The following is a 21,369-nucleotide window of genomic DNA, read 5'->3' on the forward strand; positions in this document are numbered from 1 at the left end:
TTCTCACAACACACAACTAATCAACGATTATGAGTTTCATCAAAGTAGGCACTGATGCCGCAGGCGAAGACATAGAACTTTTCTATCAGGATCTGGGAACGGGTAGCCCCGTTGTGCTAATTCACGGCTGGCCACTGAGCAGCCAACTGTGGGATTATCAGCTGGCCGAATTGCCAAAACACAACCTGCGGGTGATTGCTTACGACCGCCGTGGTTTCGGTAAGTCGTCGCAGCCCTGGGATGGCTACAACTACGACACGTTTGCCGATGACCTCAAAGTACTGCTCGATACGCTGGACCTGCAAAATGTAACGCTGGTTGGTATGTCGATGGGTGGTGGCGAAGTAGCCCGGTACATGGGCCGTCACGGTGGCGCACGGGTATCGAAAGTGGTATTCATGAGTGCGATCACACCATACCTGCTCAAAACCGACGACAACCCGGACGGCGTCGATGGCGACGTGTTCGATGATATGAAGGACAACCTCGTGAAAGACCGCGCCGACTTCCTGCAAACCTTCGGCAAGCAGTTCTACGGCATAGGTTTCCTCGACAAGCCAGTTAGTCAGGCGCACCTCGACGGCGACTTTGCCCGTGCGTATGCGGCTTCGCAGAAAGCTACGGTTGATTGCGTAACCGCATTTGCCGAAACGGATTTCCGCGACGATCTGGCGCAGATTCACGTACCAGCCCTGATCATTCACGGCGACAACGATAAAGTTGTCCCCATCGAAGCGTCGGGTGAGCGCACAGCAGCCGCTCTGCCAAACGCCCAGTATCTCGTGTACGACGGCGCACCGCACGGCCTGGTAGTGACGGAAAAAGACCGCGTTACCGAAGACCTGCTGAACTTCATTCAGGAAGGCGTAAGTGTGAAGGAGCCAATCGGCACTACGACACTGTACTAGTTGGTTTAAGGTTTGTGGTTCAATGTTTAAAGTTGCAGACGATCAACCTTAAACATTGAACCACAAACCTTAAACCAGAAACGACAAAACCCCGGTCCAACAGGCCGGGGTTTTGTCGTTTCTACAACTGCCGGTACGTTTTGACGTAGCCAGACGGCGTCAGGCCCGTGATGTCTTTGAATTGCCGGTTGAAATTCGATAATGTACGATAGCCGCTCTCAAAACTAACTTGGGTGATGCTTAACGGTGTGTTCATCAGTAGTTTACAGGCGTGGCCGATCCGTACCTCCGATACAAACTCAGAAAACGTTTTGTTGGCCCGCGCTTTAAAATACCGGCAAAAGGCGGGGGCCGTCATGCCGGCCAGATCGGCCACCGTTTCCAGACTCAGCTCCTCCGGGAAGTGGTTCAGCACGTAATCATGTACAACCTGCATACGGTGATATATGTTCCGGTCGGTGTCTTCAGGGCGCAGGCTGTTTACGTAGGTCGAACTGGCCAGAAGCTGGTACTCCGTGCTTTCAGCCAGTTCATTGAGCAGATTGAGCAGGCCCATCAGCCGTCCGAATCCAACCGGCTGGCTAACCAGTCGGGTCAGCACCGATACCGCCCGGTCGTGCGTCCCGTTCGACCAGGTCAGGCCGTGCCGGGCATTGGCCAGCAACTGCCGGATCGCACTCATTTCCTGCTTCTCGAAAAAGGCAGGGCCCAGAAAATCTTCCGGGAAGTACACAACAATGCCCTGTGTCCGCAGGGTCGACTGACGGTCAAAATACGGTTGATCGCTGCGCCAGAGGTGGGGCAGGTTAGGCCCCAGAAAAACCAGATCGCCTGGCGCAAACGTGCTGATCGAGTCGCCGATAAAGCGGGTGCCCGTACCTTCTTTTACCAGGAAAAGCTGGTAATGCGGGTGGAAATGCCAGTTTGGGTCGAAATGCGGCTCGACGAGTTCCTTCACCAAAAAGGAAGCGGCTACGGGTTCGAGCTCTTTACGCAGGGGTTGACGCATACTATTGGCTTTTCTTGCTGCTGTGGCCAGCTTAGGTAGTCTTTTTGTGCAAATATATAGTCATTATTTGCCAAAAAAGTCCCTGCTCCCTATTTATTGTTGAATTACTTTTGTTTACTTATTCAGAGACTGACTATGACTAAACTTGGAATGAACCTGTTTACATGGACAGCGGCCATGCATGAGGGTATGGATGAAACGCTGACATTCCTGCAAAAAACAGGTTTCGACTTTGTCGAAATGCCCATCGGCGAGGTGGAAGCCACCGCCGACGTGCTCACCAAATGGGAGCGGATCGGGCAGCAGGCGTCGGCGATTGGGCTCGACGTGCAGACCTGCGCCATCCTGCCCCCCGACCGCAGCCTGATCAGTGCCGACAGTGCGCAACGGGAAGCAGGCGTCAGCCACCTGAAAGCCATGATTGACTGTTCAGCCGCAGCCGGGTCGACGATTCTGATGGGACCGCTTTATGCCGGGTTCTGCGTCTTTACAGGCAAGCCCGCCACGGAGCAGGAGTGGAACTGGTCGGTGACGGCGATGCGCGAAGTAGCTGAATATGCAGAGACGAAGGGCGTTATGCTGGGCATCGAATACCTGAACCGGTTCGAGATTTACCTGCTCACCTGCGCGGAAGAGGTCGTACGTTACGTCGAAGCCGTAAACCATCCCAATTGCCGGATTGCGTTCGACACGTTTCACGCGAATCTGGAAGAGAAAAAAATCGGAGAAGCTATCCGGAAAGTCGGGCCGTATCTGGTACACGTTCAGATTTCGGAGAACGACCGATCGACGCCGGGGCAAGGCCATATCGACTTTGAGGAAGTGTTTGCCGCCTTGCAGGACATCGACTACAGTGGCCCTATTGCCATTGAAGCCTTCGGCATAAATCCCCCCGATTTTGCCGCAGCCGCCCACATCTTCCGCCCCATGTTCGAGTCGCCAGAGCAACTGGCTGCTGATGGACTGGAATTTATTCAATTGCGAATGAGTGAATTGTTGAATGATTGAATGACTGATCTGTACATCATCAACTCATGACATTCACTCATTCTATCATTCGCTAATTCACTCATTATGTTAAACGTCGCCATTGTCGGTCTTGGATTTGGGGCCGAGTTTATCCCAATCTACCAGCGTCACCCGCAGGTTACCATGTACGCTATTTGCCAGCGCAACGTCGAAAATCTAAACAAGATCGGCGATGCGTATGGTATCGAGGTGCGCTACTCCAGCTACGACGAATTGCTGGCTGATCCCAACGTCGATGCGGTGCACATCAACTCGCCCATTCCCAACCACGCCGAGCAGACGCTGAAAGCCCTGCGGGCGGGTAAGCACGTAGCCTGTACGGTGCCGATGGCTACGTCGGTCGAAGACTGTCAGGCCATTGTGCAGGCTTGCAAGGAGAGCGGCAAGAAGTATATGATGATGGAAACGGTGGTCTACAGCCGCGAGTTTCTGTACGTCAAGGAGTTGTACGAAACAGGTGAGCTGGGTAAAGTACAGTTCCTGAAAGCCAGCCATCAGCAGGACATGGACGGCTGGCCCGATTACTGGCCGGGTTTGCCGCCGATGCACTATGCCACGCACTGCGTCGGGCCGGTGGCGGGTTTGCTCAAACTCCAGGCTGATTACGTGTCGTGCTTCGGTTCGGGAACGATTCGCGAGGAGCTGGCCAAGATTCATAACTCGCCGTTTGCCGTCGAGTCGGCGCATATCAAGTTCAAGGACAGCGATTTGTCGGCCTACGTGTACCGGTCGCTGTTCGACGTAGCGCGGCAGTACCGCGAGAGTTTCGAGGTGTACGGCGATAAAAAGTCGTTCGAGTGGCAACTGATCGAAGATGAGCAGCCAGTGATTCACACGGCCAAAAAGCCCGAACCCGAGATTCCCGAAAAAGTGACCGTGCCTGATTTCGCGCACTATCTGCCGGAAGAAATTCAGCGGTTCACGACCAAAGGCGTGTACGATGCCGATGAAACTCAGCACCTGTCGTTTACGCAGGGTGGGGGCATGGTGGGTCGCACCCGCACATGGTACACGAATTCGTGTCGGCCATTGTGGAAGACCGGGACCCGTTCCCCAACGCGGCTCAGTCGGCCAACTGGACAAGCGTCGGCATTCTGGCGCACGAGTCGGCCCTGCGCGGTGGCGAAATCATGAAACTGCCGGATTTTGATTGATTAGTTTAAGGTTTGATGTTCAATGTTTAACGTTGCCAATAACCTTAGACATTAAACATCAAACCTTAAACCTAATGATCGAACTACTACTCGAACGGATAACCCCTGCCGACCCGGCGACGGGGCGTGTACTCGCTGAACACTACGACATCGTAGAAAAGGCATCGGGACAGACCGTCGGGACAATTCGGTTGCGGTTGAGCGATACGGACGATATCCGGTTGTATGCCGGGCATATCGGCTACCGGGTGGAAGAAGCCTTTCGCGGGCATCATTACGCGGCCCAGGCTTGTATGTTGTTGAAAACGATAGCGTTACAACGCGGTTTTGGCGAACTTTGGATTACCTGTGACCCCGACAACTGGCCCTCACGTCGTACCTGCGAACGCATCGGTGCCAAACTGATTGAGATCATCGACCTGCCCGAGGATCTCGATATGTACCTCGACGGCGAACGGCAAAAATGCCGGTATCGGTGGCAGCTTAGCTAGTGCTATTACCAATATGAACCTTACATGAAATGATAATTAACTCAACTAAACTGGTTCTTGCTCTGGCTGGACTGGCGCTGCTAACGCAGTGTGCCCGGCAGACGAATTCACAGAAAACAACGGATCGACAGGGAACGTCGCGGGTTGCTGCGAATAAGCCCCGCCGGACAGAAATTCTGTTTCTTGGCGACAACGGGCACCACCGGCCCATCGAACGCGTGCCGGAGATTATGGCCGCGCTGGGCAATAAGGGTATCAATTTCACCTACACCGATAAACTGGAGGATCTGAACCCCGAAAACCTGAACAAGTACGACGGTCTGCTGATCTACGCCAACTGGGACAGCATTCCGAAGCCGCAGGAGAAAGCGATGCTCGATTACGTCGCGGCCGGGCACGGAATTATTCCGGTTCACTGCGCGTCGTACTGCTTCCGTAACTCACCGGAATATGTCGATAAAGTAGTCGGTGGGCAGTTCTGGCGGCACCGGATGGACACTATTCAGACGCGCTTTACCCAGCCAAACAGCCCAATCGTGGCCGGTTTGCCGTCGTTCAAAGCCTACGACGAAACGTATCTGCACTCGCATCTGCAACCCGACAACAACGTGCTGGCCGTTCGGGACGTAAAAGCCGATCAGGCTAAAGACCTGGCCGATGCGGGTCGACCCGACGCCAAAGAAGAGCCCTACACCTGGACGCGGACGTATGGCAAAGGCCGGATGTTTTACACCGCCTACGGCCACGACGAACGGACGTGGCTACAGCCCGGTTTTCAGCAGTTGCTGGAGCGGGGTATTTTGTGGGCCGTGGGCGATGATGTCAAGAAACTGCACGACGATCTGAAGCCGCAGGCGTTCACCTACCGCGCGGCTCCGCAACTGCCTAACTACGAAAACCGCCCCGGTCCGCAGATGGAGCAGAACCCGCTGTCGCCGGAGGAGTCGATGAAGCATATTCAGGTGCCAGCTGATTTTACGCTCGATCTGTTCGCCCACGAACCCAACGTGATGCACCCCATTGCGATGACCTGGGACGAGCGGGGTCGGCTTTACGCACTGATTACGAAAGACTACCCCAACGAACGCAAGCCCGAAGGCGGCTCTGACCTGATCGTAATCTGCGAGGACACCGACAAAGATGGCAAGGCCGATAAGTTCACCAACTTCGCCGAGGGGCTGAGCATCCCGACGGGTATGGCCTTCGCCAATGGCGGTCTGTACGTGTCTCAGGCTCCGCACATGCTGTTTTTGCAGGACACCAACGGCGACGATAAAGCCGACGTGAAAAAGGTGCTGTTTACGGGCTTCGGCACGTTCGACACCCACGCCGGCCCCAGCAACCTGCACTACGGTTTCGACAACTGGATCTGGGGTAGCGTTGGGTACGCTGGTTTCAAGGGACTCGTTGGCGACAGCAAAGACTCGCTTCAGTTTGGGCAGGGCTTCTTCCGTTTCAAGCCCGACGGCTCGAAACTGGAGTACATGACTTCGACCTCAAACAACACCTGGGGGCTGGGTTTCACCGAAACGGGCGACATCTTCGGCAGCACCGCCAACAACTCGCACGGCTGGTACATGGCTATTCCGAACCAGTATTTCCACGGCGGTACGCACCTGCGCGAAAACGGTAGCCGTAGCACCGATACCCACAAAGACATGAAGCCGATTACCGAAAAAGTGCGGCAGGTCGACGTGTTTGGTGGGTTTACGGCGGCAGCGGGCCATAACTTTTACACGGCCCGTGCCTTCCCGAAAAACTACTGGAATAAGGTTGCGTTTGTGTCGGAGCCGACGGGCCACATCGTACACCAGAACGTGATGCAGAAGCAGGGTACCGACTTTGAGGACGCCGAAACCGGTGCGGGTAGTTTCAACCTGATGGCCGGTGCCGACGAGTGGTTTGCCCCCGTCTTTGCTGAAACCGGCCCCGACGGAGCCGTTTGGGTAGTCGACTGGTACAGCTACATCATTCAGCATAACCCCACGCCACAGGGTGCGAAAAACGGGTCGGGTAACGCCTACGAAACACCGCTGCGCGATTTTACGCATGGTCGTATCTACCGCGTCGGCTACAGCAAGGCCCCAGCTTATACGCCGATGGTGCTGAGCAAAGATCGACCCGCTGAACTGGTCGCTGCGCTGAAAAACAACAACATGTTCTGGCGTATGACCGCTCAGCGGCTGCTTGTCGATCGGAAAAACAAGGACGTTGTACCCCAGTTGACCGCGCTGGTCAACGATCAGTCGATGGACGAGATTGGCAACAACCCGGCGGCTATTCACGCGCTGTGGACGTTGAATGGGCTGGGCGCGCTCGATGGCTCGAACCCGGAGGCACTGACGGCGGCCATGCAGGCCCTGAAACACCCGGTCGCTTATGTTCGCAAGGCGGCTATTCAGGTGCTGCCCAAAACACCCGAAACGGCAACGGCATTGCTCAACGCCAATCTGATGGCAGACGCCGAACCGCTGGTTGCGATGAATACGCTGTTGAAACTGTCGGAAGTGCCCCAGTCGCCCGCCGTACAGCAGGCAATTCTGGCCCGTCTCGACAAGTCGACCGATGTGAATGACCGCTGGATGCCCGAAGCATTCGCCAGTGCGCTGGCGGGTCAGGATGGGCGTCTGATGAAAGCGTATCTGAAGCAGGTCGGTATGGCCGCGCCCAAAGCCGCTCCCGCCCACGATATGAGCGCGCATCAGCACGACGTACACGGCCCGAACGTAGGCGTTGCAGGCCCAGCGGCACCCGCGTCGGCTCCGGCCAAATCCGTTGCTGTGACGTCCGTCGACAAACCCGATCTGCTCATCGCTGCCATCCGGTCAACGCCCCAAAGCCCTGCCGTGCGCGAACGGACACAGGTCGTTGTCGAGGTGACTAACGCGGGCGGTGTCGATATTCCGGCCGGTACACCCATTCCGATGTCGGTTCGTTTCGAAGGACCAACCAACGCAACTGACAAATCAAAAATCGACTTCGTTAGCGTGGCGCACACAACGGGTATCAAAGCGGGTGAAACGGTTACGATCAGCAAAGGCAACAACGGCCCCTGGTCTACGGATTTCGCCGTTAACTTCGACCGCCCCGGCGACTATACCGTGACCGTCATGCTCGATCGCGAAAACAAGATTGCGGAGGGTAACGAGCAGAACAACAACAAGTCGTACAAGCTGACATACCGCGCTCCGCAGAGCATGAGCGCCTACGTACTCGAACGCGCCAGCCGCAGCTACGCATCGGTCGCGCCCGTCGATTCCGTCGTGGCCCTGCTTCGGCAGAGTCAGCAGATGGGTGCCGAGCAGGGGCAGGCCATCGTCAAGGGAATTAGCGAAGGCTGGAACCCGAAGAAGAAAGTAACGATTCGCCCCGACGATCGCACGTTTCTGGCGAGTCTGAACAGTGCAGCATCGCCCGACAATCAATCAAGGCTACAGCGGCTCTACGAAGCGTGGGGACTGGTCGGTGAGCAGCCCACCGACCCGAATGTGGAGATCGTTCGACTGAAAACGGTGCGCGAAGCGATGCGCTTCGACCGGAAAGAGTTTACGGTTACGGCGGGTAAGCAGGTCGAAATCGTGCTGGAAAACCCCGACGCCATGCAGCACAACCTGGTCATCGGTAAGCCTAAGTCGATGGACATCATCGGCAACGCGGCCGACAAGCTGATTACGGCGAAAGACGGGGCCGAACGGAACTACGTGCCGTCGATTCCGCAGGTCGTAGCGGCTACCGCGCTCGTCAACCCCGATCAGACCGTCCGGTTGAAATTCACCGTTCCGAACACCCCCGGCGACTATCCGTTCGTCTGCACCTTCCCCGGCCACTGGCGCCTGATGAACGGCGTAATGCGGGTAGTCACTGCCAAGACGGCGACGGTTAGTAAGTAATAGAATTAGTGAATGATCGAGTGATTGAATGAGTTGACGTAATCAGTTAGCTTATTCAATCACTTTTTCGTTGGCAGGCAGTTAATAAGCTGGATTTTATAACGTAAGAAGGGGTTTATAGCAACCGGCATTTTTTGCCATTGCTATAAACCCCTTCTTACGTAGTTAAGACGAAAAATGTCTTTGTGATTGCCTGATAGAAGTCGATTGAATTTAAGACCCGTTCGTGACCAATGTCGCCTACTCACGGCTCATTCAATAATTCAATCATTCAAAAACTCAGTCACGCCATTTGCCGGGCGACGCTGTTCATGTGTGGGTTTATCAGCGAGTCGGGGGGAATCTGAATGGTAAATTCACTGCCCTTACCCACTTCACTTTTCACCCAGATGTCCCACTTGTGAGCCTGAACGATGCGCTGCACGTAACTGAGTCCCAATCCGAAACCTTTCACACTCGGGCTGTTATGATCCTGAACACGGTAGAACGGCTGGAAAATGTGGGGAATAACGGTTGGTGAGATACCGACCCCCCGATCCCGCACCGAAATCACGAAGCCATCGATCGACGAGTTGGTCTGAATCGTTACTTCGGGCGTGTCTGCGCTGTATTTGACAGCATTGTCGAGCAGATTGTGCAGAATATTGGTCAGGTGCATCCGATCGGCCATCAGGTGATGGTTATTCGGCCCCAGGTTTAGCTGTAGGTAGTCGCCATGCCGTTCGGCAATTGAGTTGAGCAGATCGTTGAGCGAGATTGGCTCCTGATTTAGCGCCAGGGTGTTGTTATCAGCGCGGGCCAGCGTTAGGATCATCTCGACCTGCTTTTGCAGCCGCTCGTTTTCTTCCCGAATAATCCGAAAATACTTTTCCGCCCGTTCGGGCTGATCGCGGGCAATTGGCGAGTCGAGAATATCGATCGCCATGCGAATCGCCGTGATTGGTGTCTGAAATTCGTGAACGATGGCGTTCAATGATTCAGTCTTAACCGTCGACTGTTGCTTCTGCGTCATGAGCTGCCAGAACGCATAGCCGAACAGGGTTTGCGAAAACAACGCCAGTACGACCATCACCAGCCAGCGAATGGCGGGCTGGCTGGTCAGACTAAACTGGTCAAGGCCGGGCCAGTTACCATAAAGCAGGCCAACCGTAAGAATTGCCAGACAAAGAGCAATGACCAATAGAAGTTGTAAAGTAGAGCGATGCGGCATATCGCTTAGAAGTTAAGTTACGACAAAGAGACATGTAATGGCTGTGGCGGGAGATAAATAGCAGTTTATTAGGCGTGTAAATATGAATAAGGAATTTATGAAAAGAAAAAAAAGTAAACAAAAAATCCCGCGTATGGCGGGATTTTTCACTCATCAGTATCACGTGCTGGGCGGCTATTGGTCTGCTTATTGACTAAACGGTTCCGAATCGGCCGCCCGCTACCAATAGTTATGCCGTTTGTGTGGTTTCGTCAGCAGCAGCGGCTGGCTCTGCGACCGGCTTCTTGGCCCGCGAGGGGCGGGGGGCCGCCTTGGCGGCTGGGCGGGCAGGGGCTTTGGTTACGGGGGCGACTTCGGCTTTCACCGCCGACTCAGCAGCCGTAGTCTTTTTGTTGATTGCCCGCTGCGCGTTCTTGTCGGCTTTCTGGGCATTCTTGATGGCTTTCTTCGACTCTTTCTTTGCTTTCTTGGCTACCGATTTGGTGGCTTTTTCGGGCTTGGTGGTTTTCTTCTCAGCCTTGTCCATCAGCTTGGTCAGCTTCTTGGCCAGCTTTTCTGCCGATTTCTCAATCGACTTTTTCATTTTTTTTGTTGCTGCGCCCGCTTCACCCAGCTTACCTTCGATCGAACTGATGATGTCGCCTGTCAGCGATTTGTGCTTGGCCTTGCTCTTTGGAGTTGTCATAATATGGCAGAAAAAAATTTACAAAGAAATACGCAATTTTTGGGACAATCAAAAGACTTATGTTAAGTTTTTGTTACATTTTCTGTACAAAATCCCAGCAAATGATTCCGGCTGTGACGGAGATGTTGAGTGAGTGTTTCGTGCCGAACTGAGGAACTTCGAGTACGCTATCTGCCTGTTCGACAACGCTTTCCCGGACGCCCGTTACCTCGTTGCCCAGTACGAAGGCGTAACGCTGTCCCGTTTCTGGCCTGAAATCCGTCAGGCTGACGCTGCCTTCCGCCTGCTCAACGGCCATGACCTGCCAGCCCGCCGTTTGCAATTTTGAAATAAGCTCAGTAATATCTGGTGCGTGCTCCCAGTCTACGGATTCGGTAGCGCCCAGGGCGGTCTTGGTAATGTCGCGGTGGGGTGGCTGACCGGTAATGCCACACAAATACAACTTTTCGGCGCGGAAGGCATCGGCGGTGCGAAAGACGGACCCAACGTTGTTGAGGCTGCGGACATCGTCCAGAATCAGGCAGTACGGGAATTTGGGCGCGGCTTTGAACGCGTCAACGGATAGGCGGTTCAGTTCGTCCAGACTAATCTTACGGGGCGGCATACAAGGGGTTGATGATATGAAAAGGGGCACAAAGTAAGCTTAAACCGTCGGCTGACCCGCTACTCCCGGTTCGATAATGATGCGCTTCACCAGCGGAAACTGCCCCCGGATGGTTTGTCTGATCTTGGGAATTGTCTTGTTTATATCGTCGATTGTGAGCCGGTCGTTGAAGTCAATCACCAGAATAAGAATCACTTCCTCCGGGGCCTGATACATCGACGGTGACTCCAGTACTTTCGACACCGCCGGATCGTTCTCGACTAGCCCGACAATCTGCTGTAGCGTATCCTGACTCATACTCTCGCCCATCAGCAGGCTCCGGCTTTCGCGGGCCAGCACCAGCGACACCGCCGTTAGGATTAACCCAATGAGGATCGACGCTACCCCGTCGAACACCGGGTTGTTGAGCTGATGCCCCAGAAAAACGCCCAGGAACGCGACGATCAGCCCCAGCAGGTCGGAGGCATCTTCAAACAGCACCACGAACGTCGACGGATCTTTACTGCGTCTGACGGCTTCCCAGAAGGGCGTTGTCCCGCGTTGCCGGTTGAACTCCTTCAGCGCAGTAATAAATGATGTACCGTCGAGGGCGAAGGCTATACCAAGTACGATATAATTCCAGAGCGGGTCTTCAATGGGCTGCGGGTGTTGCAGGTGAGTAATGCCCTCGTAGAACGACACGCCCCCGCCCACGCCGAAAATCAGAATGGATACGATAAACGCCCAGAAGTACAGTTCTTTTCCGTAGCCAAATGGTCGCCGGGCATCGGCCGGTTTCTGGCTGCGTTTGATCCCTACCAGCAGCAGAATTTCGTTGAGCGTATCGACCAGCGAGTGAATACCCTCCGAAATCATAGCGGAACTGCCCGTTACACTGGCGGCAACAAATTTGGTAGCCGCAATCGCCAGGTTGGCGGCAAGGGCGCTATATATCGGCAGTTTGGATGCAGCCATGCGTATGTGGTATCGCTTAGGCCAACGGTGCCGCCGGTGGAATTGTTTACGGGAAGGCCCGCCAGAGCCGTTGACAGCCGAAAGCTGATGTGGCACGGGGCGGGGTAACTTTCCCGCCAGACGAGGGGTTATACCACTGATTCATCGTCGCAGGTATTTCGCATGGCTATTCAGCATTATAAGGTGTTACACGATTACGTCCGGGCCAATGAAACGGTAGCCGACGAATACGACGACGTTGAACTGACGCTGCTGGAAGGCGAACTACCTGCCGATCTGAAAGGCGTTTTGTTCCGCAATGGTAACGGCCGGTTTGCGCACCAGGGCGTGTGGTACGACCACCTCTTCGACGGCGACGGTATGATCTCGCGCTTTGCATTCGATGGCCAGCGCGTTCGCTATCGCAATCGCTACGTCCGGACGCGGGAGTTTCTGGAAGAAGAAAAAGCGGGACGGATGCTGCACCGGAGTTTCGGTACGAACCTGCCGGGTGGCCTGCTGAAAAACGCGTTTCGGATGCAGTTCAAGAACGCGGCCAATACCAGCGTTGTCTGGCACGGCGGGCACATGATGGCGATGTGGGAAGGTGGACTGCCGCACCGCATCGACCCCGTTACGCTCGATACCATTGACCGATACGATTACAACGGCGTGCTACGCAATCAGTTTTCGTGGCTCGACAGTCGGATTGCGCCCGAACTGCCGTTTTCAGCGCACCCCAAGATTCACCCCGACACGGGCGTGTTGCACAACTTCGGGACGGTAGCCGGAACGAAGCAGCGGCTGGTGCTGTATGAAGTTGACCCGCAGGGGAAGGCTAAAATCGGCCCGGTGATCGAGATGGACGATATGACGTTCTCGCACGACTTCGTCGTGACGCAGAGCGGTCACCGGATTCTGTTCCTTACGCCCGTTTCGTTCGATATGCCCCGCGCGCTGCTCGGCCTGACGTCGCCCGCTGCGTCAATCAAAGTCGACCGGACGAAACCGACGCTGATTCTGGTGATTGACCCGGACGGTACGATTCACCGACTGACGACCGATTTTTGCTTCGTCTTCCACTTCGTCAACGGGTATCAGAATACAGACGGGAAACTGATTGTCGACGGGTTAATGCTGGACTTCTTCCCCGCGTCGGACCTGATGAAAGCGTACTTGCAGGGTAACGTGGCCGACGATGGCACCGGTGCCCGCTTCACCCGCTACGTGCTCGATCTGGAAACGAAGCAGGTTACGCACCGCCCCCTGGCCGATTACGAGGGCGAACTGCCCGAAATTCATCCCGACCTAGTGGGTAAGCCGTACAAATACGCCTGGGGCATTGGTCGACCAATTTCGCACAGTCGCCCCCTCGCCGATCAACTCGTAAAAATCGACGTAACGACCGGGCAGGGTATCCATGCTGGCCCCGACGAGACGTTGCCGAGTGAACCGATCGTGGTGCCCCGCCCCGGCGCAACCGCCGAAGACGACGCGTGGCTGCTGTATCTGCTCTTCGACGACACTACCCACACCACTGACCTGCTGGTGGCCGATGCCGCCGACCTGACCACGATTGCCCGGCTACGATTGCCGCACAACATCCCGCTCGGCTTCCACGGCATGTGGTTGCCGGAGGGGGAGGTGTAGAAATTCAGTGAGTGCGAAATGTATTCCACTCATAGGTGTCGAGTTCCATCGCACAATAAGCTTCAAAAAGATATAGCGTTAAGTCGTTGTCTATGGGGACGTAAGCAAAACTGCATTGTTGAATGTGGGAGCGTACTTCATTGAAAACAGCAAGAAATTCTTCATCCTGCATGCGCTTGTCACGCGACGTTTTGACGTCCGATGGTTTTTTCTTGCTTGCTATTCTGTAGACAAGATTTGCATTGTAGTGCGTTTCTCCTCGGCAATGCAGCCATATACGTCTAAACACTTGTCTGGAAATACCTACATAGATTGGTTTTCCATTCTCAATGAGTACATAACTACCGGGAAAGTCGCCAGACAGACCGGCGTTGGCTAATAATTTTTTGATCCCGTTACCAGGCTTCATAAACTCTGCTATTGGAACGGGCTTATCTATAGATTGACGCATCTGTTTCATCAGGTCCGGTAATACCTGACCAGCCATTTCAGAAAATGAGTGTGGACAATTGTCTATTGGCATAGCACATTGAGTTTAAGCCAATGGAACAGCGTACAGAACAGCTTCCTGCACAGCTTCTTTGCTCAGATTTGGATACTTCGCGACGATAGCGTCGGGCGTTGCGCCGGAGGCCATCCACTGCATGACCAGTTCGACACTGATTCGGGAGCCCAGAATAATCGGTTTTCCTCCGAGAATGTCAGGGTCGGCCCCTATATGCTTGAAATGAGTCATCTTTGCCTGTTTTCGTAAAGATAACAGGTATACGCTTTCAGTACCCGGCACAACGAGTCCATCCCGAAAATTGCTGTACCAGATATGGGATTAGGACTGATTTTACGTGAGAAGAGGTAAGAGGACGAATAGATTTGTCCCGGCTTTGCGTTTAGCGTACGTGAAGAAAATAGCACTTTCGTCGCTCTCATAAACAAACCCTTATCTGATGCTTTCATTTTACGCACGTGTCCTCGTCCTACTATTGATGGGCTTATTGCCGATGGGTGTAATGGCTCAGACCAGTACGCCCTCCCGAACGTACACGTATCTGATTTACCATAAACTCGCGCCGGGGAAGACTTTACAGGATGCGCTGCCGGTAGAGCGTGAGTGGCGAGCCATCAATCAGGCGGCAGTAGACGAGGGCAAGCTGATCGGCTGGCACATGATGGTCAAACAGATGACTTCTAACCCGAACCCGGCTGAATACGACTATGTATCGGCGATTGTTTCGCCAACGATGAGTATCGGGGGCGCTTCCCCGGCCGCGCTGGCGAAACTCTATGGCGATAGCGTTCAGGTGCGAATGGCTGACTTACAACGGCGCGATCGGGCTACGGCACCGGTTGTTAAAATGGAGATCTGGTCTACCATTGAAAACCTGTTTGGCCCTGCTTTTTCACCCGGGAAAACCCCTATAGCGGTCGTCAACTTCATGCGGCCTTATGATGCACGGGAAATATGGCAACCAGAAGTGGAGGTGATGAAGCGCGTTGAAATCGACCGGATCAGAAAGGACGGTGTTGGCGGATGGACGTTTTCGTCACTTATGGTACCCGCTGGCAGTGAAAAAGGATACCGGCTGGCTACGGTACAATGCCTGAGCGATTTGAGTGCACTAGTGGGGTTGACACCGATGCCACTGTCCGTTCATCAGACGTTCGAGACGGTCCGGCAGGAGGTGTTTCGGTTCATGGAATATACCGTTCGGCCAACGGGGCCAATCGACAAAAAACGCTGATTACAGCCCTGTAGAGGTGGCGGGGAAGGCCCGATTTTCGCTATTTTTTCGTAGATTTGTTTAGTACCTTTTCTGAAAATTTAGTGAAAACAGCCGCTCCAGCTAAGCCATCCGCGAAGAAAAACGAAACGCCCCTCAACCGCCAGTACAACCAGATTAAGGCCAAATATCCGGGGGCGCTGCTGCTCTTTCGCGTCGGCGATTTCTACGAAACCTTCGGCGAGGATGCCGTGCGGGCCAGCAAAATTCTGGGCATCACGCTTACCAAGCGCAACAACGGCGGGTCGAATGAGGAGCTGGCTGGTTTTCCGCACCATTCGCTCGATACGCACCTGCCTAAACTGGTTCGGGCGGGGGAGCGCGTCGCCATCTGCGACCAGCTGGAAGACCCCGCGCTGGCCAAAGGTATTGTTCGGCGGGGCGTTACTGAACTGGTAACGCCTGGCGTTTCCTACAACGATAACGTACTCGACACCCGACGCAACAACTACCTCGCAGCCGTCCATTTCGGCAAGGGAGATGATGAGTTCGGCGTGTCGTTTCTCGATATTTCGACGGGTGAGTTTCTCGCGTCGCAGGGCAACGCGGCTTACGTCGATAAGCTGTTGCAGAGTTTCAATCCGTCGGAGGTGCTGTATTGCAAGCGCAACCGGCAGGAGTTCGGCGCGCTCTTCGGCGATAAGTTTCACACCTACACCCTCGAAGACTGGGCCTTCACCTACGATTTCGGCTACAACTTCCTACGCCAGCATTTCCAAACAACCTCGCTCAAAGGATTCGGCATTGAGGGGCTTCCGGATGGTGTCATCGCGGCCGGGGTAATTCTGTACTACCTCAACGAAACCGAACATAAAGACCTTCAGCACATTACGCGGGTGACGCGGCTGGAAGAGGACCGCTACGTGTGGCTCGACCGCTTCACCATCCGCAACCTCGAACTGACGGCCGCGCAGCAGGAGGGGGGCGTTCCGCTGATTCAGATCCTCGATCAGACCGTGACGCCGATGGGGGCGCGGCTGCTCCGCAAATGGCTCAGCCTGCCGCTCAAAGAAAAAGCCCTGATCGACGAACGGCTGAACATGGTGGACCTGCTCGTACAGGACCCCGATTTGGCCGACACGATGGTTGGTCACCTCCGGCAGATCGGCGATCTGGAACGGCTGGTGTCGAAAGTGGCGGTCCGGCGCATCAATCCGCGCGAACTACTGCAACTCAAACGGTCGCTGCAACACGTGCTGCCGATCAAGGAAATGCTGATAACGGCACTCACGCAGACTGAGTCGGGGTCGCTGAAGAAGTACGCCGATCAGCTGAACCCCGTCGCGTTTCTGATCGATCGCATCGAAGCCGAATTGCGCGAAGACCCACCGACGCTCTCGAATCAGGGCGGCATGATTAAGCAGGGCATCAACGCCGAACTCGACGAGCTGACGGCCATTGCGTATTCAGGCAAGGATTACCTGGTGCAGTTGCAGGAGCGCGAGATCGAACGGACGGGTATTACGTCGCTCAAGATTTCGTACAACAAGGTGTTCGGCTACTACCTCGAAGTAACCCATGCCCACAAAAACCGCGTGCCTGAGGACTGGATTCGCAAGCAGACGCTGGTCAATGCCGAACGCTACGTCACGCCCGAACTGAAAGAGTACGAAGAGAAAATTCTGAACGCCGAAGAGCAGATTTTCCAGATTGAAGCCCGGATGTTTGGTGAGTTGGTGCTGTCGGCTGGCGAGTACGTCGGGGCCATTCAGCAGAACGCCCGCGCCCTGTCGGTGCTCGACGTGCTGTCGTCGTTTGCGCGGGTGGCGGTGAAAAATAAGTACGTTCGGCCTGACATCAGTGAAAGCAAAGTGCTGAATATCAAAGACGGTCGGCACCCGGTGATTGAGCAGCAGCTCCCCCCCGGCGAACCGTACATCCCGAACGATATTTACCTCGACGACGAAACCCAGCAGATCATCATTATCACTGGGCCAAACATGGCCGGTAAGTCGGCCCTGCTGCGACAAACGGCGCTGATCGTGCTGATGGCGCAGTCGGGCAGTTTCGTCCCGGCATCGTCGGCGGAGATTGGGTTGGTCGACAAGATTTTTACCCGCGTCGGGGCTAGTGATAACCTGTCGCGGGGGGAAAGCACGTTCATGGTTGAGATGACTGAAACGGCCAGTATCCTCAACAACCTGAGCGAGCGTAGCCTGGTGCTGATGGATGAAATTGGGCGGGGAACCAGTACTTACGATGGCGTGTCCATCGCCTGGGCCATCACCGAGTACCTGCACAACAAAACCGATTGTCGCCCCAAAACGCTGTTCGCCACCCACTACCACGAACTTAACGACCTCGCTGCCGATAACCCGCGCATCAAGAATTTCAACGTGGCGGTGAAGGAAATGGGCAATAAAGTAATCTTCCTGCGAAAGCTAAAGGAAGGAGGTTCAGAGCACAGTTTCGGTATTCACGTCGCGCAGATGGCCGGTATGCCCGCGCAGATCGTGGGCCGGGCGGGAGAGATTCTGAAGCAGCTCGAATCGTCAAACCGGACGGAGTTGAACCGAGAAAAAATCCGTGATGCGGTGCCGCAGGAGCGGGAACTGGCGCTGAAAATTTTCGAAGCGGGCGACCCTAAATCCGAGCTAATCAAAGAGAAACTCCGCGCCATCGACGTCAACCGCCTGACGCCCATTGAAGCCCTGTTAAAGCTGAATGAGCTGCTCAAACTGGTAGAGTGATCATCGAGGAAATCAACCGTGAATTGCGGGTAACTCCATTCTTACCATCCAAACAGTAGAAGGGATCTTCGGTAGTTAGCAGAACACCTGCTTACCGAAGATCCCTTCTACTGTTTGGACAACAAAAACGCGCAGTTCATTAGCGTTTTACGAAACTGTCGAGGGTGATATCCTGACTGCCGTCGGTATTGGTGCGGATGCCGTAGCGGGTTGGGTAGTAGCCGGGCGTCTGGTACTGAGCGGGTAGCTTGATTTGCTTGTCGAGCGTGGGGCTGGTTTTCAGATAACTCCTCGTTATCATCTGCTCCCAGAACGTGACCTTGCCGTCGTAGCTACCAAAAATAAACGTTTCGGTAAACGGACTGCCTTTCAATTCCGGGCTAGTCACGTCAACCCAGTGCGCGCCCATCATGGGTATGCCCCCGGCCCCTTCGCATAATCGGCATGCATGTAAGCCGAACCCGGTACGTTATCGAACTTCGCTGCCGTTGTCGCCGTGTAGGCCGGAATAGCCATCGTTTCGGTCATCGGCTGCGTGTAGAAGTGGAAGTCGAAATGGGGCATCGTGTAGATATTGTCGGGTTCGTGGCCGTTCGGATTCCAGTCGATCATTACGTGTTTGTAGGGCGTTTTGCTGGTTGCTTCGTCGGGCAGGGCCAGCATATAAGCCGTTTCCGGGAGCGTAGTGGGCAGGTTGTCGAGTGCGCCCTTGCTCAGCGTAAGGCCGATTGACGCGGGATTTCCCTGAGTATCGCCCAAAAACCAGGTGCGGGCCGATCCACTGCCCATCGTGACAGTAGGGCCGTAGACGCGCTGCGGTTGTGTGGTAGGGTTATCAGTAGTAGCGCAGCCGAAAAGGCTACCAACGAGCAAGAGACAAGTAACGTGTTTGGCGAAGTACATGAGCGAATAGTTTGTGTGTTGGAAGCGGAAGATCGCAGCGGCAAGAAGTGCATTGTAATCTGAACGTTAGTCTGAAATCAAACAGGTGGTCTTCTTTCGGATATGTGAGTCAATGAGCCTATGTGTTGGTCACGACAACCGAGCATGAACAAGGGTTGGCTGGAAAGTCGAACAAATGGCCGCTTTGTTTTATAATGCGCTTCGGACGGCGTAACCCATTTGTACGCCGACATCTTCTCCAGGCTGCGATGGCTACTGTATACCCACTCGTATTGCTGATCGCCAGCATCGGTTTCATTATCTGGCTAACCGCCTACAAGCGGGTCAATGCCTTTTTTGCGTTGCTGCTGGCAGCTCTGGGGGTCGGATTACTGAGTGGACAGCCGCTGGACAGTATCGCCGGTACGCTGAAAACTGGCTTTGGTCATACGATGGAGAAAATCGGGCTGCTGATTATTCTCGGCACTACGCTGGGCGTTATTCTGGAACGAACCGGCGCGACGCTGAGCATGGCCAATCGTATTCTTCGGATGGTCGATGAGCGAAATGCCCCGCTGGCCATCGCTCTGACAGGCTTCGTCATCGGCTTTCCGATTTTCTGCGATAGTGGCTTTATCATTCTGAGCGGCCTGAATCAGTCGCTGGTGCGCAAAACGCGGATGCCCATGCCGGTGATGGCCGCTGCGCTGGCTACATCGCTCTATGCTGTTCACTGTCTGGTACCCCCGCATCCGGGCATCACAGCCGCGCTCGGTACCATGGGGGGCGACGTGGGCATGGTCATGTTGGTTGGGCTGGGACTCGCCATACCGGCAGCTGCCGTTGGCTACGGCTGGAGTATCTGGCGGGGTAAGACTGTTTCTTACGACCCTACCGATGCTGTGCCCGAGCCGGTGACCGACGAGCAACTACCTTCGGCGGGCTTGTCGTTTCTGCCGGTCGTTTTACCGATCGTACTGATCGCGGCTAAATCGCTGGCTCTGCTCATTGTTCCGGCGCAACAGGCGGCTGAAACCCTGGGCTGGCGGCTGCTCGTTTTTGTCGGCGAACCCGTCGTTGCGCTGGGTGTAGGGATTATCGCGTCCTTGCTGCTCATCCGGTCGCAGCATCGCAGCGAGGTAACGCACTGGCTAACCGAGGGCGTCGACAAGGCCGGGATGATCGTAGCGATTATCGCCGGGGGCGGCATGTTTGGCGAGATGTTGCAGGTGACGGGTATCGGTAAAAGCCTGGGCGAGGCCCTCAGTGGATTGCCACTTGGCATTTTCTTTCCGTTTCTGATTGCCGCTTTGTTAAAAACGGCGCAGGGCTCGTCGACGGTGGCGGTCATCACCGCGGCCTCGCTGGTAACGCCACTGCTGGCTGGTCTGGGCCTGCAATCGCCGATGGGTGTAACGTTGGCGGTGCTAAGTATGGGCGCCGGGAGTATGGTTGTTAGCCATGCCAACGACGCGTACTTCTGGGTAATCAGCCGCTTTTCTGACCTGCCCACAGCCACCATGTTCCGCGTCTACAGCCTGGCTACAATCGCTATGGGCGTTGTCGTACAACTGCTGATCTGGGGGTTGTTTTTAGTCCTTAAATAAGTGCTGAAACCGTTGCAAAAATGGCTAAAAATGGCGATATTCAAGGGTTATTAAGCTTTTCGCACCATTCGAAAAGCTTGAACACAAACCGCAAAAACAACAAATGGACTTGAACGTATTGAATGCTCCGCTGACCGCTCACGAGATCGAATGGCGGGTACAAAGTCAGACCAAAGACGGCCAGAAAATCATCGTCGTTCCGTACATCACCAACCGATGCGTGATGCAGCGGTTCGACGAACAATTTGGCTGGGCCGGCTGGAATAATGAGCTGAAAGAAATCGACGGTGGTTTCCTCTGCACGATCACCGTTACGCTGCCCGATGGTAAGGCCGTCAGCAAAACCGACGGTGCCAGTCGTACGGGAATCGAACCGGTGAAGGGCGGTATTTCCGACGCTATGAAACGCTGCGCTGTGCAGTTCGGTCTGGGGCGCGCGCTGTACGATTTTCCAAAAGTATTTGTCGAGACGACCGATAAATATATTCCTAACTGGGCAACTCCGCTGCTCGATGCGATGGTTGCCAAAATTAACGCGGGCGGTGCCGTGCGCGATATTGTCGTGCTCAAACCCGAACACGCTAAGCCAGCGCGGGCGGTATAGTCGTTACACGATTTCAGTTGAGAAGTGGCATGAGACTCATGCCACTTTTTTTGTGCCTATTCATCTTCCAGTACGACTTGTACAACACTATATCAGAACGCTCACTGCTGAGTTCAAAAAATAATTCGATTTGTCGTATTCAATGTAAACGTATTGATGTATGGCTGATTATTGATGTAAAATCAAAATTATATTTGGCAAATGTACGTTTAATAAATAAATTTCGTTGTGATACTGTGATTGGT

General features: G+C 54.6%; 18 protein-coding genes and 1 pseudogene. 10 read left to right on the plus strand and 9 right to left on the minus strand.

Annotated features, from left to right (window positions below):
• Window positions 1-29 precede the first annotated feature (29 nt).
• Window positions 30-908, plus strand: coding sequence for an alpha/beta fold hydrolase (locus HH216_RS13390; protein WP_169551260.1), 879 nt, complete (start codon window positions 30-32; stop codon window positions 906-908).
• 121 nt (window positions 909-1,029) lie between these two features.
• On the opposite strand, the gene HH216_RS13395 is transcribed toward HH216_RS13390, so the two are convergent.
• On the minus strand, window positions 1,030-1,917 hold the full coding sequence (locus tag HH216_RS13395; RefSeq protein ID WP_169551261.1) for an AraC family transcriptional regulator: 888 nt from the start codon (window positions 1,915-1,917) through the stop codon (window positions 1,030-1,032).
• A gap of 135 nt (window positions 1,918-2,052) precedes the next feature.
• Between HH216_RS13395 and HH216_RS13400 the strand changes: the two genes are divergently transcribed.
• The 4 genes and pseudogenes from HH216_RS13400 to HH216_RS13415 all read left to right on the plus strand — a co-directional run bounded on the left by HH216_RS13400 (window position 2,053) and on the right by HH216_RS13415 (window position 8,481).
• Window positions 2,053-2,925 carry a sugar phosphate isomerase/epimerase family protein gene (locus tag HH216_RS13400; protein ID WP_169551262.1) on the plus strand — a complete coding sequence of 291 codons (873 nt, stop codon included), beginning with the start codon at window positions 2,053-2,055 and terminating at the stop codon, window positions 2,923-2,925.
• Window positions 2,926-2,991: 66 nt separating this feature from the next.
• Window positions 2,992-4,100, plus strand: a pseudogene (locus HH216_RS13405) (Gfo/Idh/MocA family protein).
• 74 nt (window positions 4,101-4,174) lie between these two features.
• Window positions 4,175-4,591, plus strand: a complete 417-nt coding sequence (locus tag HH216_RS13410; protein ID WP_169551263.1) for a GNAT family N-acetyltransferase — start codon at window positions 4,175-4,177, stop codon at window positions 4,589-4,591.
• Between the two features lie 29 nt (window positions 4,592-4,620).
• Complete coding sequence (locus tag HH216_RS13415) at window positions 4,621-8,481, plus strand: PVC-type heme-binding CxxCH protein (RefSeq protein ID WP_169551264.1); 3,861 nt, start codon at window positions 4,621-4,623, stop codon at window positions 8,479-8,481.
• 283 nt (window positions 8,482-8,764) lie between these two features.
• Here the strand turns inward: HH216_RS13415 and HH216_RS13420 are convergent, their stop codons facing one another.
• The 4 genes from HH216_RS13420 to HH216_RS13435 all read right to left on the minus strand — a co-directional run bounded on the left by HH216_RS13420 (window position 8,765) and on the right by HH216_RS13435 (window position 11,934).
• Window positions 8,765-9,691: a sensor histidine kinase gene (locus HH216_RS13420; RefSeq protein WP_169551265.1), complete on the minus strand. Its 927-nt coding sequence runs from the start codon at window positions 9,689-9,691 to the stop codon at window positions 8,765-8,767.
• 229 nt (window positions 9,692-9,920) lie between these two features.
• Window positions 9,921-10,376, minus strand: a complete 456-nt coding sequence (locus HH216_RS13425; protein WP_169551266.1) for a hypothetical protein — start codon at window positions 10,374-10,376, stop codon at window positions 9,921-9,923.
• Window positions 10,377-10,449: 73 nt separating this feature from the next.
• On the minus strand, window positions 10,450-10,980 hold the full coding sequence (locus HH216_RS13430; protein WP_169551267.1) for an RNA methyltransferase: 531 nt from the start codon (window positions 10,978-10,980) through the stop codon (window positions 10,450-10,452).
• Between the two features lie 39 nt (window positions 10,981-11,019).
• On the minus strand, window positions 11,020-11,934 hold the full coding sequence (locus tag HH216_RS13435) for a cation diffusion facilitator family transporter (RefSeq protein ID WP_169551268.1): 915 nt from the start codon (window positions 11,932-11,934) through the stop codon (window positions 11,020-11,022).
• 162 nt (window positions 11,935-12,096) lie between these two features.
• Between HH216_RS13435 and HH216_RS13440 the strand changes: the two genes are divergently transcribed.
• Window positions 12,097-13,563, plus strand: a complete 1,467-nt coding sequence (locus HH216_RS13440; protein WP_169551269.1) for a carotenoid oxygenase family protein — start codon at window positions 12,097-12,099, stop codon at window positions 13,561-13,563.
• A gap of 4 nt (window positions 13,564-13,567) precedes the next feature.
• Here HH216_RS13440 and HH216_RS13445 read toward each other — a convergent pair whose 3' ends face one another.
• Complete coding sequence (locus HH216_RS13445) at window positions 13,568-14,086, minus strand: hypothetical protein (protein ID WP_217371861.1); 519 nt, start codon at window positions 14,084-14,086, stop codon at window positions 13,568-13,570.
• A 12-nt stretch (window positions 14,087-14,098) separates the two neighbouring features.
• Window positions 14,099-14,299, minus strand: coding sequence for a DUF433 domain-containing protein (locus HH216_RS13450; protein ID WP_169551270.1), 201 nt, complete (start codon window positions 14,297-14,299; stop codon window positions 14,099-14,101).
• Between the two features lie 208 nt (window positions 14,300-14,507).
• Here HH216_RS13450 and HH216_RS13455 point away from each other — a divergent pair, with 208 nt between their 5' ends.
• Entirely contained in the window at window positions 14,508-15,302 is a 795-nt protein-coding gene (locus tag HH216_RS13455) for a hypothetical protein (RefSeq protein ID WP_169551271.1), read from the plus strand.
• A gap of 83 nt (window positions 15,303-15,385) precedes the next feature.
• Window positions 15,386-18,031: a DNA mismatch repair protein MutS gene (mutS, locus tag HH216_RS13460; protein ID WP_169551272.1), complete on the plus strand. Its 2,646-nt coding sequence runs from the start codon at window positions 15,386-15,388 to the stop codon at window positions 18,029-18,031.
• 139 nt (window positions 18,032-18,170) lie between these two features.
• On the opposite strand, the gene HH216_RS13465 is transcribed toward mutS, so the two are convergent.
• Complete coding sequence (locus HH216_RS13465; RefSeq protein WP_169551273.1) at window positions 18,171-18,443, minus strand: hypothetical protein; 273 nt, start codon at window positions 18,441-18,443, stop codon at window positions 18,171-18,173.
• The gene (locus HH216_RS13470; RefSeq protein WP_169551274.1) at window positions 18,440-18,934 is read right to left on the minus strand and encodes a DUF5602 domain-containing protein; all 495 of its coding nucleotides are present in this window, start codon (window positions 18,932-18,934) and stop codon (window positions 18,440-18,442) included. Before HH216_RS13470 ends, HH216_RS13465 begins: the two co-directional genes overlap by 4 nt.
• Window positions 18,935-19,182: 248 nt before the next feature.
• On the opposite strand from HH216_RS13470, the gene HH216_RS13475 reads away from it, so the two are divergent.
• Both HH216_RS13475 and HH216_RS13480 read left to right on the plus strand, forming a co-directional pair.
• Complete coding sequence (locus HH216_RS13475; protein WP_169551275.1) at window positions 19,183-20,520, plus strand: GntP family permease; 1,338 nt, start codon at window positions 19,183-19,185, stop codon at window positions 20,518-20,520.
• A 103-nt stretch (window positions 20,521-20,623) separates the two neighbouring features.
• The gene (locus HH216_RS13480; RefSeq protein ID WP_169551276.1) at window positions 20,624-21,124 is read left to right on the plus strand and encodes a Rad52/Rad22 family DNA repair protein; all 501 of its coding nucleotides are present in this window, start codon (window positions 20,624-20,626) and stop codon (window positions 21,122-21,124) included.
• The last annotated feature ends 245 nt before the right edge of the window (window positions 21,125-21,369 follow it).

Origin of the sequence: Spirosoma rhododendri (genome assembly GCF_012849055.1) — a bacterium.
Classification (GTDB): domain Bacteria; phylum Bacteroidota; class Bacteroidia; order Cytophagales; family Spirosomataceae; genus Spirosoma; species Spirosoma rhododendri.